The organism is Treponema putidum, from assembly GCF_024401155.1.
Taxonomy (GTDB): domain Bacteria; phylum Spirochaetota; class Spirochaetia; order Treponematales; family Treponemataceae; genus Treponema_B; species Treponema_B putidum.
In genome coordinates this window covers 78,626-94,870 of the sequence record NZ_CP038804.1, presented here as the reverse complement: position 1 = coordinate 94,870, position 16,245 = coordinate 78,626, and the positions used below count along the sequence as shown (strand labels likewise).

Sequence of the window (16,245 nt, the reverse complement as noted above, 5' to 3'; positions counted from 1 at the left end):
ATAAAACGAAAGAAAAATACGTTTCAAACGTAAATGAAACGTAAAAAAATACGTTGCATTTGTGTTTGTTATAATTTCTTTTTAAAAAATTACGATTTTTTTCATCTATCTCGTACAATAATATTGAGAGGTGAAAATGAAAAATCAAAATTTACAAGAAGCCGATGAGCCGTACATATGGGATGATACGCCGGACGACCTTTGCTGCCCCTTTGTTTGCGAAACCGATAATCCAGAATACAGCTTAGAAAAAACCGAAGATGCCGTTGCCGTCTGTGCAAAAAATGTTTTCGGTATTCCGTCGCTCTATCCTTGGCAGAGGCTTGCAATAGCCAATATCTTAGATGCGGTTCACGCAGTGGAAGCCCGCATTGAAGCCGAACAAACCGAACTTAAAAATAAAGACGGGGAAGATTCGGACAAAGCTACAAAAACAAAATTGCTTCAAAAAATTAACTCAAACACCGAAGAAGAAAAAATAACATCCCTTTATGATGAGGACGGAATTATGCGTGGCAGGCAAATTATTCTCCTTCCCACAGGAGCCGGAAAATCTTTGTGCTTTCAAGTTCCGGCCCTCCTGCTGGACGGGCCTACAGTAATCATTTATCCCCTACTAGCCCTTATGAGCGATCAGTTTAGGCGAATGGCGGAGGGAGGGCTTGAGCCTGTCATCTTTAAGGGCGGGCAAACTAAAGAAGAAAGAGATGCCCAGCTTGCACGCATGGAAGGGAGTGACGGCAAGCCTCCTGCAAAGCTCATAATTGCAAACCCAGAAGTTCTTTCAGGCGGAACTCTTATAGATAGGATTGCTGCATGCAATGTGGTTCACTTGGCGATAGACGAGGCACACTGCGTTACCGAATGGGGAGACAGTTTTAGACCTGCCTATCTTGAGCTTACAAACATAATCAAAAAGCTTCATCCATTCGCCGTTTCAGCTTTTACGGCAACGGCGAGTCCTCCGGTTTTACAGCGTATAGCCGAAATTCTTTTTGAGGGCAGGGCTCATTTGGTTCGAGGCGAATCGGATAGAACAAATATAATTTATTTTGTAAAGCATTGCAGGGTAAAAAATCCTGCCCTTCTTGAAGAGGTTCAAAAAAGAAAAAGACCTATGGTTATTTTTTGTTCCAGCCGAAAGGGAACGGAACAGACAGCTTCATTTTTGCGTCTCCGCTTAAATGATGAAAATATAAGATTTTATCATGCAGGCCTCGAAAGAGAAGAAAAAGCCGAAACAGAAAAATGGTTCCATGAACATAAAAGCGGTATACTGATATGTACTTGTGCATGGGGGATGGGTGTCGATAAGAAGGATGTTAAAACTGTAATTCACATGGATCCTTCTCCTACTGCAGAAGCCTATATTCAAGAAGCAGGAAGGGGCGGGCGAGACGGGAGCATTGCCGAAGCAGTTCTGCTATGGTCTCCTGCCGATAAAAAGAGGATAGAGCTTTTGCCCGAAAAACAGCGTCTTAGGGCCGGTGTTCTTAAAGACTTTGCCGAAAGCGGAAAGTGCCGCAGGGCAGTTTTATTAAAGGCCCTCGGTGAAACAAGGGCAGAAGCTTCTAATCCCGATGAAGAAGTAATCGCCTGTTCGGGCTGCGATATTTGTAATAAAACGGCGGTTCAATATCCCGAGGACGAAAAGCTTTTTATAAAACTTATAAAAGCAAATAAAAGAAGTTTTACTCAAAATGAAGCTATCGATTTTTTTTCTTCAAAGAAAACATTTTGGGAAGCAGGGGACGTAAAGCGTTTAAGTGCTGAGCTGCTCGAAGAGGGGCTTATCAAAAAATTGAAAACCCCTCTTTGGAAGGATAAGCTTAGTGTTTAGATTAAGTTTAAAATTTGATAAGTTTAAAAACTTTCTTCTAAACGGGCAAAGTAAGCTTTGGGATAAGCACAGGCAGGACATTTTTCGGGAGCGTTTTTACTGACCACGATAAAGCCGCAGTTTAAACACTTCCATGTTGTCGGACTTTCTTGTACCCACATAGAATTCTCTTCGAGCCTTTTGATAAAGGCCTCATACCTTTCTGCATGGTATTTTTCGGCAACAGCGATGCTGTCCATAACGGCAGCGATTAAAGGAAAACCTTCTTCCCTTGCAGTTTTAGCAAACTCCGGATACATGTGCTGCCATTCATGATTTTCATCGGCGGCAGCCTGCCTTAGATTTTCCAAAGTTGTACCAACCACGCCTGCAGGCGCCGTAGCCGAAACGGTAACCTCTCCACCTTCTAAAAAGTTAAAGAGGCGTTTTGCATGTTCTCTTTCCTGCTCTGCCGTTTCAATAAAAATCCTTGCAATTTGCACAAAGCCTTCTTTTTCGGCTGTGCTTGCCCAAAATGTGTACTTATTACGAGCTTGAGACTCTCCGATAAAAGCCGAAAGAATATTCTGTTCGGTCTTTGTTCCTTTTAATGATTGCATACTCTTCTCCTATTAGTATAAAATTGACTAATGTTCTTAAAAAGGGGCACAGAGTAAAAACTCATTCTTTAAAAACAAAAGCCTATATTTTAGTATAACTCTATTTTTAAAAGAGTAAAAGAGGGCAAGAAAAATAATTGACAATACAAACTTTGTCTATTATAATATTCTTAAAAGGAGGCTTAAAAAATGAAATCTAAAAATAAGCGTTTTATCACAATCATATTTTTATTTATCCTAATCTTACTATATGGCTGTAAAACAACAAATAGCGATACAGAAAAAAAACAAAACTACAGTCAGGCAGAATATTTTCACATTGCAGGGAACACTGCAAAAGAGAAAAAAGACGGAACAAGGGCTATATATTATTATACAAAAGCAATTGAAGCGGATTCTACTTATATTGAAGCCTATCTAAACCGCGGAAAGATGTATTATTACGTAAATGAACACGAAAAAGCTCTAGCTGACTTTGATAAGGTAATTGAGCTTAATCCGAAAGAAGATAGAGCTTATTATTGGAAAGGATTAGTTTTTACTAAACTTAGCAATCATAATATTGCTATTAATAATTTAAATACTGCAATAAAATTAAACAATAAAAATTACTATTATTACTATATACGTGCTAAAGTATACTATAGAATGGAACAATATATACATACTCTTAATGATATAAATATTGCAATTGAGTTAAATCCCAATATACCCAGTTTATATGAAACAAGAGGCATTGTATATCAAATTTTAGAAAAATATGATAGTGCTATAGAAAATTATAATGAAGCTATTAATATTGATCCAAACAATCTAACATCCTATAAAGGATTATTATATATATATGGGATAACGGATAAAAATTATAAAGCCATTGATGCTGCAACTAAGGCATTAGAACTAAAACCGGAGTGGACGACATACAATGTACGTGCAGAATTTTTTTTAAAACTTAATGAATATGAAAAAGCCATTGAAGATTGTAATAATTCAATAAAATTAAATCATTCCAGTGCAATTTCTTATCATACACGCGGGACAATTTACTTTGCCCTAAAAGAATACAAAAAAGCTATAGAAGACTTTAATAGGGCTATTGAATTGGATCCGGACAATATTGATAAAGTTAAACAAGAAGCCATCGAATACAAAAAACAAGCATACGAAGCCTTGGCTGAAATGGGAGAAAAGTAAAAAATTTTATTATATTGACAAAAAAATATTCATATTTTATCATACATTAAGGAGGATTTAGCATGAAAGAAAATTCAAACATAAAAAAATCAAAAATCAGAATATTAACCATTGAAGAGCTGTATATGATACACGGCGGTAAACAGACATCTAAAGATGAGAATGAAGGAGATTATACGGTAAAACAAGGAGACACTTTAAGTAAGATAGCAAGAGAACACTATCCTGATGCAAGCACTAAGGAACTATCCGAAAAAATTAAAGAAATTGCAAAAAACAGCGGTATAGAAAACCCTGACTTAATACGGCCGGGGCAAAAAATAGTCTTTGGTGATAAAGAAAGCAGCGTATCTTCGTCTTCCTCTACTCCAAGTGAACCGTCACGGCCTAAAACGGATTCTTCTTCGAGAACTTCAAACGAAGAATACTGGGATGAGCCCGATTATTCGGAAAGAGGAGATACCGAACCGGATATGACGGAGAATACTCCAAATAAACAGGAAACATCTGCGGCTCAGGAAACATCAGCTGCTAAAGAAGGGCAAGTAACCGGAAATGGGCAACATTCATCAGACGAGAAAAACTCAAACAAACAAAATCTGGCATTTGGGATTTCTATCGCAGATATTAAAACAAAAAAAGACTTTTTTAAACAAGATAATAAATTAAAAAAAATAGATAATGATAAAACCATAGATACTTCAGAAAAATTTAATAATCAATCTAAATTTTTCCAGCTAATAAAGCAAGATATTGAAAAACAAACATATAAGAAAAAGAATAATGACTATGACTACAATGACAATATTTTAAAAGACATAGATCTGGTATCTACATCCAATTTTATAACCGATTCTGTAACTAAGCACCATGAAATACTTCCTATACTGACATGGGCAGGTATCATGGGGGGAGCTTTATATCTAGGCAATGAAAAAATGAGGAATATGGTTGATTATCTGGTAGATACAAAAGGTAAAATTATCAAGCCCTTAGATGAAAATACAAATTTGTCATTCGGTTTATCCCCTGGAATAAATACAGCAAAAGACGGTGGAACTTTGTATTATTTACAACCTCGAATTGGAATAGACATAAAAACACCTGTTAAATCCAATATCGGAGCAGGCAATATTTATATAGAATGTAGAGCCGAAGCTGCTTTGAATGTATATTCGACTAAAATAAACGGCTTTCCAAGCTGGACAGAAAAAGACAACAATCCTTTGTCAAGTCTGAAATGCAGTATAGGTGTAAGAATGGAATATTAGTCAAGGAGCCGCAAATGCAATCTAAAAATAAATTTTTTATCACCATTATATTTTTATTAATCTTAATCTACGGCTGTAAAACAACAGATAACAATACAACCGATACAAATAAAAATCAAAACTATAGTCAAGCCGAGTATTTTAACATGGCAGGGAACACTGCAAAAGAAAAAAAAGACGGAACAAGAGCTATATACTATTATACAAAAGCCATTGAAGCAAATCCTGATTATATTGAAGCCTATCTAAACCGAGGAGAAATGTATTATTACGTAAATGAACACGAAAAGGCTCTAGCTGACTTTGATAAGGTAATTGAGCTTAATCCGAAAGAAGATAAAGCTTATTATTTTAAAGGCCTATTGCTTAATGATGACGGTAACTATAATAATGCTATTGAAAACTTAAATACTGCGATAAGCTTAAACGATAAAGATTATGAATATTACGAAACCAGAAGTAAAATTTATGGATATCTTAAAATATATGATAAAGCTCTTGATAATATAAACGCTGCAATTAAATTAAATTCCAATAGTGCAAGTTTATATATGCAAAAAGGATTATTATATTGCAATATTAATAAATATACTGAGGCTATAAAAGAATATGAGAAATCAATTCAAATCGATCCTAATTATGTACTGTCTTATAAAGGTTTAATATTTATATATGGAATTCTGGAAGATAACGATAAAACTTTTAGTCTACTTAATAAAGTAATAAAAATTAAACCGGATGAAATTCTATATAGAACTAGAGGTTGGATTTTTTTTAATCTTAAAGAATATGAAAAAGCTATGGCTGATTATAATAGAGCTATCACTTTAAATCCTTCTGACGTTCTCTCATATTATGCACGCGGACTAACTTATCTTGAACTTAAATTATATAAAAAAGCAATAGCTGAATTTGATATGGCTATTAAATTCTCTATCGAAGATACACTCCAAATACGAGAAGATGCCATAAAGTATAAACAGCAAGCCTATGAAGCTTTGATTGAAATGGGAGAAAAGAAATAAACGGAGAGTTAAAAGATGAAATCTAAAAACAGGCATTTTATCACAATCCTATTTTTATTAATCTTAATCTACGGCTGTAAAACAACAAATAGCGATACAAGTAAAAAACAAAATTACAGCCAAGCCGAATATTTTAACATTGCAGGAAACAGTGCAAAAGAAAAAAAAGATATACCAAGAGCAGTAACCTATTACACAAAGGCTATTGAGGCAGATCCTATTTATGCCGAAGCCTATCTAAACAGAGGAGAAGCATATGTTTATCTGGGTGAACACGAAAAAGCCCTAGCCGATTTTGATAAGGCAATTGAGCTTAATCCTCAATCAGATAAAGCCTATTATTGGAAAGCCGTCTTTTTTGTATACTCAAAGCAAGAGAATAAAGCTCTTGAAAATTTAAATAAATCAATAGAACTTAATGATAAAAACTATAAATATTATGAAACCAGAAGCAGGTTATATATACACTTTAATGAATTTGAAAAGGCTCTTGAAAATGTAAATGCCGCAATTAAATTAAATCCGAAATCTGCAGAACTATATGATTTGCGCGGATCATTTTACATAGAGCTAAAACGCTATAATGATGCAATAAATTCTGCGAACGAGGCCATTTCATTAGATCCTAACTATATGCAAGCATATTATGGACTAATTTTAGCCTATATGTCTGCAAATAAACATAATGAAGCATTTGAAGCTATCAATGAAACAATTAAACTAAAGCCTCCATACATAGATATGTTATATGGGTTTAGAGCCAGCTTATTTTCACTACAAGGCCGATATAAAGAAGCTATTGAAGACTGCAATACCAGTATAAAAATAAATTTACATAATGCGATTGTATACAATATTAGAAGAACGGCTTACTTAGCTCTAAAAGAATATAAAAAAGCAATTGAAGACTTTGATATGGCTATCAAATTGGATCCGGACAATATTGATAAAATTAAAGAAGATGCCATAGAATACAAAAAACAAGCATACGAAGCCTTGGCTGAAATGGAAGGAAAAAAATAACCGGAGAGGCGCAAATGAAATCTAAAAATAGACTTTTTATTACAATCATATTTTTATTAATCTTAATCTACGGCTGTAAAACAACAGATAACAATACAACCGATACAAGTAAAAATCAAAACTATAGTCAAGCCGAGTATTTTAACATTGCAGGGAACACTGCAAAAGAAAAAAAAGACGGAACAAGGGCTATATATTATTATACAAAAGCCATTGAAACAGACCCGGCTTATATTGAAGCCTATCTAAACCGCGGAGAAGCATATGTTTATCTGGGTGAACACGAAAAAGCCCTAGCCGATTTTGATAAGGCAATTGAGCTTAATCCTCAATCAGATAAAGCCTATTATTGGAAAGCCGTCTTTTTTGTATACTCAAAGCAAGAGAATAAAGCTCTTGAAAATTTAAATAAATCAATAGAACTTAATGATAAAAACTATAAATATTACGAAACCAGAAGCAGGTTATATATACACTTTAATGAATTTGAAAAAGCTCTTGAAAATGTAAATGCCGCAATTAAATTAAATCCGAAATCTGCAGAACTATATGATTTGCGCGGATCATTTTACATAGAGCTAAAACGCTATGATGATGCAATAAATGATGCCAAAACAGCCATTGCATTAGATTCTAACTATTTGCAGGCATATCATGGATTGATTTTAGCCTATATGTTTGCAGATAAACATAATGAAGCATTTAAAGCTATCAATGAAACAATTAAACTAAAACCTCCATACATAGATATGTTATACGGATTCCGTGCAAACATATTTTTATTGAGAAACCAATATAAAGAAGCTATTGAAGACTGTAACGCCAGTATAAAAATAAATTCTCATAATGCCGCAGTCTACTATATCAGAGGAGAATCTTATTTGGCTCTAAAAGAATACAAAAAAGCAATAGAAGATTTTGATAAGGCTATTAAATTGGCTCCGGATGATGATTATTACGTAGTCAGAAGCAATGCTTATAAGCAAGTCCATGAATATGAAAAATCTCTTGAAGATATAAATACCGCAATTAAATTAAATTCGAAATCTGCAAAACTATATGATTTACGCGGATCATTTTACATAGAGCTAAAACGATATGATGACGCAATAAAAGATGCTAAAATAGCCATTTCATTAGATTCTAACTATATGCAGGCATATTATGGACTAATCTTGGCCTATATGTTTGCAAATAAATATGATGAAGCATTTACAGCCATAAACAAGACAATTAAACTAAAACCTCCATACATAGATATGTTATATCGATTTCGTGCCAGCTTATTTTCATTACAAGGCCGGTATAAAGAAGCTATTGAAGACTGCAACGCCAGTATAAAAATAAATTCCGATAATGCTGTTGTCTATAATATTAGAGGACAATGTTATCTGGTACTCAAAGAATACAAAAAAGCTATAGAAGACTTTGATAGAGCTATTGAATTGGATCCGGACAATATCGATAAAGTTAAACAAGATGCCATCGAATACAAACCAAAAGCCTACGAAGCCTTGGCTGAAATGGGAGAAAAAAAATAAAAGGTAACTTTAAAAATGCAATCTAAAAATAAATTTTTTATCACCATTATATTTTTATTAATCTTAATCTACGGCTGTAAAACAACCGATACAAGTAAAAATCAAAGCTACAGTCAAGCCGAGTATTTTAACATTGCAGGGAACACTGCAAAAGAAAAAAAAGACGGAACAAGGGCTATATACTATTATACAAAAGCAATTGAAACAGACCCGGCTTATATTGAAGCCTATCTAAACCGAGGAGAAATGTATTATTACGTAAATGAACACGAAAAGGCTCTAGCTGACTTTGATAAGGTAATTGAGCTTAATCCGAAAGAAGATAAAGCTTATTATTTTAAAGGCCTATTGCTTAATGATGACGGTAACTATAATAATGCTATTGAAAACTTAAATACTGCGATAAGCTTAAACGATAAAGATTATGAATATTACGAAACCAGAAGTACTGCTTATGAACAAATCAATGAATATGAAAAAGCTTTTGAGGATATAAATACCGCAATTAAATTAAATCAGAAATCTGCAAAACTATACAATTTAAGAGGGAGATTGCACGAACATTTTGAAAGAACTGATGATGCAATAAACGACTTTAAAATAGCTATTAAATTGGATCCTAATGATATATGGCCATACAATGGGCTCCTTTTTATATATATAGAAACAAAGAAACATAATGAAGCATTTGAAATTGTCAATAAGATGATAAAAATGAAGCCTTCATGGATAGGTATATTATATGGAATACGAGGCCTCTTATTTTCATTTCGAGGCCAGTATAAAGAAGCTGTAGAAGACTGTAATACCGGGATAAGAATGTATCCCCAAAATGCCTCTCTATACAATATTCGAGGAAAAATTTATTTTGATCTCAAAGAATATAAAAAGGCAATAGAGGACTTTGATATGGCTATTAAATTTGCTTTAGAAAGCCAAAATACAGAAAAACAAGATGCCATCGAATACAAAAAACAAGCATACGAAGCTCTAGCTGAAATGGGAGAAAAATAAAAAACTTTATATTGACAAAAAAAGATTCATATTTTATCATATTATTAGGGAGGCTTTATGATGAAAAACAATTCAAACATAAAAAATCAAAAATCAGAATATTAACCATTGAAGAACTATATATGATAAACGGCCGAAGGAACAAACTCAAAGCAAAGATAAGGAAGCAAGCGATAACTATGACAGACAAGAAGATACAATATATGAGGATGAAAAAAGTATAAAATATGGTCATGATAAAAAAAAAGAAAATAAAAATGTCAGCACTAAAACTATAGGCACTGTGGATAATCAATCACATAATAAAAAAAACAAAATAGATGGTAAACAAAATTTTGCAAAGTCAAATATACATGAAAAAACAGGCGGAATATTTGAGAATATGCTTTTAAAAATTTTTAATCCGCCTGAATACGAGAGGCGTCTTATGATTCGCAGAGCCGCGGCTAATGATATTCACAGTAGACAACATAATATGTTATCAGAAACATTGGAAAATATTCCTCAAACAATATGGTATGGTGCCACAGAGTGGCATTATGAAATGCGTGATAAATTAAATAAATATGATACTTCAATATACACGCATAAGATTATTTTAGATGAACAAATGGAATGGAGGAGAGAAACCCGTGACATATTTCATCAAGATGGTATTGAGCCAAAAGAAAGGAAATATTGTCATCCGAACGGATGGGAAGTTGTTTATGATGGAAAATCGCTTGCAGACCAAAATCCAAGAGTAGTTACCGATGATAAAATACGTGGAACCTATAACTATATTGATCCTGGAGCTCCTCCCGAAAATTGGTATGATGTACCCAGGTGGACTGAGTATGCCGCAAGAGGGATAGTGCATACTGTAGTAGATATCGTGCCTTATTGAATTTTAGGTAATTCCCGCAAGTAGGAGATATTAAATGAAATCTTTTTTTATATTTTTACTGGTACTGATCATTTTATTTAATATAGTATTATGGCATAAAACAAATGTCAGTGTAGACTTTATTCATGAATATTATAAAGAATTTAAACAGTTTATAGAGACAGGAGAAAAAGCAGCTGTTCTTGAAAAATATACAAAAGACGGTTTTTTATTTTTTTGTGATTTAAAACACGCAATAGAGCTTTATTATTTTGAAATGGAATCTCCTTCAATGATCTTAATAAAAGTTTTTACAGATCGAGATGATATAGAAGCTATACATATCAAACATTGGACACTAATAATTGAAGACATTGGAGTGGAACTACATTCTGAAAATATTTTAGAAAGTAAGCCGGGGTATATAAATTTTAAAGAGAACTTTGATCGGACGGTATATAAAAATACTCCGCTAAATATTTATGACGATAGACCCGGCACAAAATATGGATGGTCAAGCAGGTTTTTACTTGGGAAATTTCTACCTGACACTATAAACAAAGAAAAAGATTTAAAACGTTTTAGGAAGATAAAAGAAGTAAAATTCATTACTGTTTTTGAGTATAAAGTAAATAACGAAATCCGTGAAATCAATATCACAAGTATTTATAGACCCAAGGTAAGAGTGAGTTCGGCTTTTTGGGACAAATGGATGAGCGTATAAGAAATTATTAAATTTAGTGCTGCAATGTAAGAATGGAATATTAATGGAAACGATAATGAGAAATAAAAAAATATATTTTATAACAATCTCATTCTTATTTATCCTAATCTTAATTTGTAGCTGTAAAACGACAGATACAGATAAAAAACAAAACTACAGTCAGGCAGAATATTTTAACATAGCAGGAAACAGGGCAAAAAAAACGGTACAAGGGCTATATACTATTATACAAAAGCCATTGAAGCAGACCCGGCTTATGTCGAAGCCTATCTAAATCGCGGAGAAATGTATTATTATGTACATGAAGGCGAAAAAGCTCTAGCCGATTTTTTAATCCCTCCTAATATTTGCTCTTTAATAAAATGAACTCTTTTAAAGCATCATTCCATTGATAATCATCTATCCATTCACCATTCCCCGACTTATCTTTTATTATAATCATTTTTTTATACCAATCAACAGATACTATATCGTAACGATCACCATATACATAATCAGTAACAAAAGATCCATCATTATATTCAACCATTAATAGCCCGCCGCCTTCTATACTAAAAAAAGCAGCAATATATATTTCATTTATTCCATTTTGATTAAAGTCGGCTATCCACCCTTGTGAAAATTTAAACCCGAAATCTTTCACTTCAGAAAGTTTATCATTACTAAGACCCGGATAAAAAAAACCGCCGGAATTACTAATATAGTAGTCACTTATTATCTTGCCTTCAGAAACTACAAAACATCTCACTCTTTTTATAAATTGATCATATATTTCCGGATCAGGATCATCTTCATAAAACATAACAAAGTATTCATCATATCCTGAGTTTGTAAAGTTCCCCTTTACATAATCAAGGATTTTCATATCATACTGTTTATATCCTATAGTTTTGACTCCCGTATCCCAATCTGTATGGACAACTTCCTTAAATAAAGGATATTGTGTGTTTTCGTAATCTTCAAACAGTTTTATCATTTCATCTTTTTTTTCATCGTTTTCCATACTATATACAGAACCGTGTACTTGGTTTTCTATAAGCTCTTCATTTATTCTTCCCATGTTGTTCTCACTTAAAAGATTATAAGAGAGAGGAAGATACATCTGTTCAATGTTGTACCACTTATAGGTAACCTGATAATCAAGAGTTCCTCCGTTTTGAGTAGGCGCTTTATATTTACAATAGCAAAATTCACCATCTTTTTTTATCTCATAAAAATGAATAAACTCAAGGTTATCTGCCGGACTATACAATACCGGAGCCTTTTGCTGTGCCAATTCATCAATAGTAATACCTGTAGGGAATTTATAGTCTAGGATTTTTTCTTTCTTATCAAGTTCAGTTCTAAGCTGCTTGAGCGTTTCTTCATATGCTTCACTTTTTTCATATTTTTCTTCTAATTCCTTAATTTGTTCAGGACTCTTCACGTGCGTGTTATATTCGGGCTTTGATAAAAATTCATTTTCTTTTGGTTCAATTTTTACAACTGTTTCTGATTTTGTCTCTACAGACTTTTTTTCTTCCGCAGGTTCTTTAACATCTTTAGAACACGAAAAGATAAAAGCCGCTAATATTAAGATAAAAATAAGTTTTAATTTGTTACTTTGCATTAAGGCATTCTCCATAGCTCATATGTTTTTTTCAAGAGCACATATTTTTGTAAATCTTCATCCCAGGAAAAAACTGAAACAAATTTATCGGAATCTACATTTTCATTTTCATAGTTCTTTGATTTCATATAAATTCTTTTTTGTTCCCAATCTACATAACTCAGATTATAACTATCCGGGCAAACATAATTGGTTTTAAAACCATCTTTATCAAATTCCACAAATAATAAAAAATTATGATCTTTATATTTATTATTCTCATCATAATAACCATACTCACAGAAAAAATATATTTCATTTACTCCGTTTTGATTAAAGTCAGCAACCCGGCAGCAACACCATGGATAACCTGAGCCAATACTAAATCCGAAATTTTCTGCTTTAAACTTGGGAGAGAAATAAATATCTTTAACATGTAAAATATATTCTTTAGCTATCCTATACTTAGGCACTATAAATATTTTTACTTCACTTATATAAGTGCCAAAAGTCGTACTGTCTCCATCTTCGAGATGAAATAGCACCAAATACTCGTCACTACCGGAATCCGTAAAATTACCTTCCGCACAGAACAAGACGGTAGACCATAAATCATCATATTCTAAGGGATGATTTTCAGCTTCATATTCTACAAAATAATCAGCTATGCTACCGTAACTGTAAATATCTGTTAGATTCCCAATAATTTGTTTTTCTATTATTTCTTTATCTACATTGCCGATATTGACTTGACTTATAAGTTCAATTTCTGAAACATAATAAGCATGCCCCGCCTGATCTTCTTTATAAGTAATTTTATATTCAAGTATTTTTGTATCTTTTTTCTTATAATATATCTCACCTTCCCTTTTTTCTTCGTCGAATGTTATATTAACAATTCCAGCTTTGTCAAAAAAATTATCCTCAATTTTTATATTAGAAAATATATTAACATTACGGTTAGGCCAAATTGATTCTCTTTTATTATATATTTCTTCTATAAGCTTATCAATTTTTTCTTGATGAATTTTAATTTCGCTTTGTTTTTTTTCTTCGATAATTTGCTCAGGCGTTTTTTCAAGTTCAGGCAGTATAACTTTTGCCTTAGATGCACTTTCTGTTGTTTTATTCTTAGCAAAATTTTTTTGTTTTTGTGTATTCTCGCTATTACATGAAAATAAAAAAGCTAAAAAAATTAAGCCTGCCAGTAACTTTAGTTTGTTTCTGTTCAATTTTTTCCTCCGTATAATAAACTTAAAATATTCTAACTGAAATTTAAATAAATATTCAATTAGTATTTTTTATATTCATATATCCTTTTAAAAAGAATATATTCTTTTAACTCCTCACTCCATACAAATGTGTATATCTCTGCTTTCCATTCGTTAAAGCCTTTAACAGAGCTGGATTTAGTATTCACTGTTATCATTTTTGTATTCCAATTAAAAATTTATTTTGTATCAGCCTTCCAAATGCCTGTCCATTCACCTTCCGGTTTTTGTAAAATAAGACTCTTACATTTTTCTGCATAGTGCTTTGAAGGCGGATCTAAATCTTCCGTTTGAGAAAAAATATTTAAAGCTTCTTTAAAATTTCCGGCATAGAATTCTTTTAAGCCCCTGTCAAAGGAATCAATAAAGGCTTTTTTTTCGTTATAAGTTTTTTCGTCCATGACTTCATAAACAACTACGGGTTCGGATTTTCCTACAACTGCCGCACGGGCAAGCTCTCTAAATTTTAGAACAGTGCCGCTTTCTTCGGCTTGTTTTTTTGCTGCCTCCGCGCACATTGTGTAAGAACCGAATTGCTTATTTAAACCTTCCAAACGGGCGGCCAAGTTTACGGAATCACCCAGCATTGTATAATCGAAACGGCTTACCGAGCCCATGTTGCCGACGATAGCAAACCCCGTATTAAGCCCTATTCTCATTTTAAACGGTCTGCCTTGAGCCCTCTTTTCAAAATCGGCACGCCTTTCTTCAAGTTTCTTTTGACAAGCCCAAGCCGCTTCTAAGGCAGAACGGGCATGATACTCCACTCGTGCAGGAGCATTCCAAAAAGCGATGATAGCATCCCCTTCATACTTGTCGATTGTCCCGCCAGAATCCAAAATAATTTTACTCATATCCGAAAGATAATCGTTTAAAAGTTCGGTCAGGGCTTCGGGGCTTAAGTTCTCCGAGATTGAAGTAAAACCTTGCAAATCCGAAAAAAAGATTGATATTTCTTTACGCTCCCCGCCGAGCTTTAATTGAGACGGGTCTGCTATCAGCTGCTCAATAACGGCAGGGCTTAAATATTGCTTAAAAGCGTTTTTTAAATAACGTCTTTGTTTTCCCTCGACAATATAACTTACTGCAAGGGAGGCAACAAAGGATAATGAAATACCTGTAAGCACCGAGGCTATAGGTATAGCAATTCCAAAACGGAATAAATAATATGAGATAAAAAGATAGAGGGCAACAAAAAGCAAAAAGCTCACAGCATTCACAATTATCGAAATAGTTCTCGATTTTATTTTTTCTGCAAAAATCCCGAATAATGCGGCAAGAATAATACAAATAAAAATAATTAAAATATTAATCGGATAAGATGTTTCTATAATCGTTTGACCCGAAAGAATATTATCTAAAAGAGTTATATGAACACCTACCCCGGGATAGGAAGCTGAAACCGGCGTTTGACAAATATCGAAAAGCCCCGGAGCATAGAGTCCGAAAAAAACATACATGTCTTTAAAGTCTTCCGGATCTAATTCACTTTCCCTTCCTGCCCTTATATCGGCTTGAGCCTTTAAAATATCTCCGGCACTATATGGAATATAATCATCAATACTTTTTGTAAAGCGGAGATTAAGCGTTGCAGGGAATTCCGCATCTTCATTCCCTCCTACAAAATAAGAAGCAACTCCCAAAGTAGGGATCTTATAATTCTTCCATGGATAAAAGAGCCGTGCCCGCCTGATAGTTCCGTCGGAATCGGGAAGACTGTTTACATTTCCTATAAGGCCGGCAGATGAAGCAATTTCGTCTATAGGAAAAATACCTGGCAAGTCCTCAGAAGAAGCGAATCCGCTTTTATTAAAAAAAGTTTCATCTATCGGTTCCGGTTTAGGAGCAGCGCCAGGCCAGTCTTCGGTATTTCCTTGAACGCTATCAAAAAAAACGGTTTGAATAACTATGCCGCTTTCTTTTGAAGAGTCTGCAAATTTTTTATCATCATCAGCCCCATAAGAAGAAGGTTCGGTAAAAAGCATATCAAAGGCTACCGACCTTGCTCCCCCGCTGGAAAAAAAATCGACTATCTCGGCATAGGCTTCACGCGGCCAAGGCCACTTCCAGCCCCTTTCTGAAGCGGCATAGTTTAAACCTTTTTGATCTACTAAAACTAAAACAATTTCATCGGAAGGAGAAAAATAAGAAGCAGTCCTATTCATTCTATCATCATAAAAAAAATATTCTGCCTGTTTAAAAACTCCTAAATAAATAAAAAAAAGTAAAATGAAAAAAATCGGAATGGAAATAAAAAAGAATCTTTGTATTTTCTTCATAAATTTCTTCT

At 33.5% G+C, this 16,245-nt stretch carries 13 protein-coding genes and 2 pseudogenes; 11 read left to right on the top strand and 4 right to left on the bottom strand.

From position 1 onward, the window contains the following. The first annotated feature begins 136 nt into the window (after positions 1-136). On the top strand, positions 137-1,840 hold the full coding sequence (locus tag E4N74_RS00425) for a RecQ family ATP-dependent DNA helicase (protein ID WP_255818253.1): 1,704 nt from the start codon (positions 137-139) through the stop codon (positions 1,838-1,840). Between the two features lie 23 nt (positions 1,841-1,863). On the opposite strand, the gene rbr is transcribed toward E4N74_RS00425, so the two are convergent. Continuing rightward, complete coding sequence (rbr, locus tag E4N74_RS00420; protein WP_255818251.1) at positions 1,864-2,439, bottom strand: rubrerythrin; 576 nt, start codon at positions 2,437-2,439, stop codon at positions 1,864-1,866. A 189-nt stretch (positions 2,440-2,628) separates the two neighbouring features. On the opposite strand from rbr, the gene E4N74_RS00415 reads away from it, so the two are divergent. The 10 genes and pseudogenes from E4N74_RS00415 to E4N74_RS00375 all read left to right on the top strand — a co-directional run. Continuing rightward, complete coding sequence (locus E4N74_RS00415; RefSeq protein ID WP_255818249.1) at positions 2,629-3,633, top strand: tetratricopeptide repeat protein; 1,005 nt, start codon at positions 2,629-2,631, stop codon at positions 3,631-3,633. Positions 3,634-3,695: 62 nt separating this feature from the next. Continuing rightward, positions 3,696-4,904: a LysM peptidoglycan-binding domain-containing protein gene (locus E4N74_RS00410; protein WP_255818247.1), complete on the top strand. Its 1,209-nt coding sequence runs from the start codon at positions 3,696-3,698 to the stop codon at positions 4,902-4,904. Positions 4,905-4,918: 14 nt separating this feature from the next. Next, entirely contained in the window at positions 4,919-5,929 is a 1,011-nt protein-coding gene (locus tag E4N74_RS00405; RefSeq protein WP_255818245.1) for a tetratricopeptide repeat protein, read from the top strand. 15 nt (positions 5,930-5,944) lie between these two features. Continuing rightward, entirely contained in the window at positions 5,945-6,952 is a 1,008-nt protein-coding gene (locus E4N74_RS00400) for a tetratricopeptide repeat protein (protein WP_255818228.1), read from the top strand. A 14-nt stretch (positions 6,953-6,966) separates the two neighbouring features. Further along, positions 6,967-7,956: pseudogene (locus tag E4N74_RS12870) on the top strand (tetratricopeptide repeat protein); the annotation flags it as partial. Between the two features lie 12 nt (positions 7,957-7,968). Beyond that, complete coding sequence (locus E4N74_RS12865; protein WP_420832871.1) at positions 7,969-8,493, top strand: tetratricopeptide repeat protein; 525 nt, start codon at positions 7,969-7,971, stop codon at positions 8,491-8,493. A 15-nt stretch (positions 8,494-8,508) separates the two neighbouring features. Further along, entirely contained in the window at positions 8,509-9,507 is a 999-nt protein-coding gene (locus E4N74_RS00390; RefSeq protein WP_255805772.1) for a tetratricopeptide repeat protein, read from the top strand. Between the two features lie 283 nt (positions 9,508-9,790). Next, on the top strand, positions 9,791-10,393 hold the full coding sequence (locus tag E4N74_RS00385; protein WP_255818224.1) for a hypothetical protein: 603 nt from the start codon (positions 9,791-9,793) through the stop codon (positions 10,391-10,393). Positions 10,394-10,427: 34 nt separating this feature from the next. Continuing rightward, the gene (locus E4N74_RS00380) at positions 10,428-11,096 is read left to right on the top strand and encodes a hypothetical protein (RefSeq protein ID WP_255818222.1); all 669 of its coding nucleotides are present in this window, start codon (positions 10,428-10,430) and stop codon (positions 11,094-11,096) included. Between the two features lie 55 nt (positions 11,097-11,151). Then, positions 11,152-11,426, top strand: a pseudogene (locus tag E4N74_RS00375) (tetratricopeptide repeat protein); the annotation flags it as partial. A gap of 10 nt (positions 11,427-11,436) precedes the next feature. On the opposite strand, the gene E4N74_RS00370 reads toward E4N74_RS00375, so the two are convergent. The 3 genes from E4N74_RS00370 to E4N74_RS00360 all read right to left on the bottom strand — a co-directional run bounded on the left by E4N74_RS00370 (position 11,437) and on the right by E4N74_RS00360 (position 16,234). After that, positions 11,437-12,705 carry a clustered-type lipoprotein gene (locus E4N74_RS00370; protein WP_255818220.1) on the bottom strand — a complete coding sequence of 423 codons (1,269 nt, stop codon included), beginning with the start codon at positions 12,703-12,705 and terminating at the stop codon, positions 11,437-11,439. Beyond that, positions 12,705-13,916: a hypothetical protein gene (locus E4N74_RS00365; RefSeq protein WP_044978565.1), complete on the bottom strand. Its 1,212-nt coding sequence runs from the start codon at positions 13,914-13,916 to the stop codon at positions 12,705-12,707. Before E4N74_RS00365 ends, E4N74_RS00370 begins: the two co-directional genes overlap by 1 nt. Before the next feature lie 218 nt (positions 13,917-14,134). After that, positions 14,135-16,234: a CHASE2 domain-containing protein gene (locus E4N74_RS00360; RefSeq protein WP_255818218.1), complete on the bottom strand. Its 2,100-nt coding sequence runs from the start codon at positions 16,232-16,234 to the stop codon at positions 14,135-14,137. Positions 16,235-16,245: the final 11 nt, after the last annotated feature.

What these genes read in the sequence shown, in the direction of transcription:
- rbr (WP_255818251.1), bottom strand. Translation starts at nt 2,439, where the DNA reads ATGCAATCATTAAAAGGAACAAAGACCGAACAGAATATTCTTTCGGCT.
- E4N74_RS00400 (WP_255818228.1), top strand. Translation starts at nt 5,945, where the DNA reads ATGAAATCTAAAAACAGGCATTTTATCACAATCCTATTTTTATTAATC.
- E4N74_RS00415 (WP_255818249.1), top strand. Translation starts at nt 2,629, where the DNA reads ATGAAATCTAAAAATAAGCGTTTTATCACAATCATATTTTTATTTATC.
- E4N74_RS00405 (WP_255818245.1), top strand. Translation starts at nt 4,919, where the DNA reads ATGCAATCTAAAAATAAATTTTTTATCACCATTATATTTTTATTAATC.
- E4N74_RS00360 (WP_255818218.1), bottom strand. Translation starts at nt 16,234, where the DNA reads ATGAAGAAAATACAAAGATTCTTTTTTATTTCCATTCCGATTTTTTTC.
- E4N74_RS00370 (WP_255818220.1), bottom strand. Translation starts at nt 12,705, where the DNA reads ATGCAAAGTAACAAATTAAAACTTATTTTTATCTTAATATTAGCGGCT.
- E4N74_RS00410 (WP_255818247.1), top strand. Translation starts at nt 3,696, where the DNA reads ATGAAAGAAAATTCAAACATAAAAAAATCAAAAATCAGAATATTAACC.
- E4N74_RS00390 (WP_255805772.1), top strand. Translation starts at nt 8,509, where the DNA reads ATGCAATCTAAAAATAAATTTTTTATCACCATTATATTTTTATTAATC.
- E4N74_RS00380 (WP_255818222.1), top strand. Translation starts at nt 10,428, where the DNA reads ATGAAATCTTTTTTTATATTTTTACTGGTACTGATCATTTTATTTAAT.
- E4N74_RS00425 (WP_255818253.1), top strand. Translation starts at nt 137, where the DNA reads ATGAAAAATCAAAATTTACAAGAAGCCGATGAGCCGTACATATGGGAT.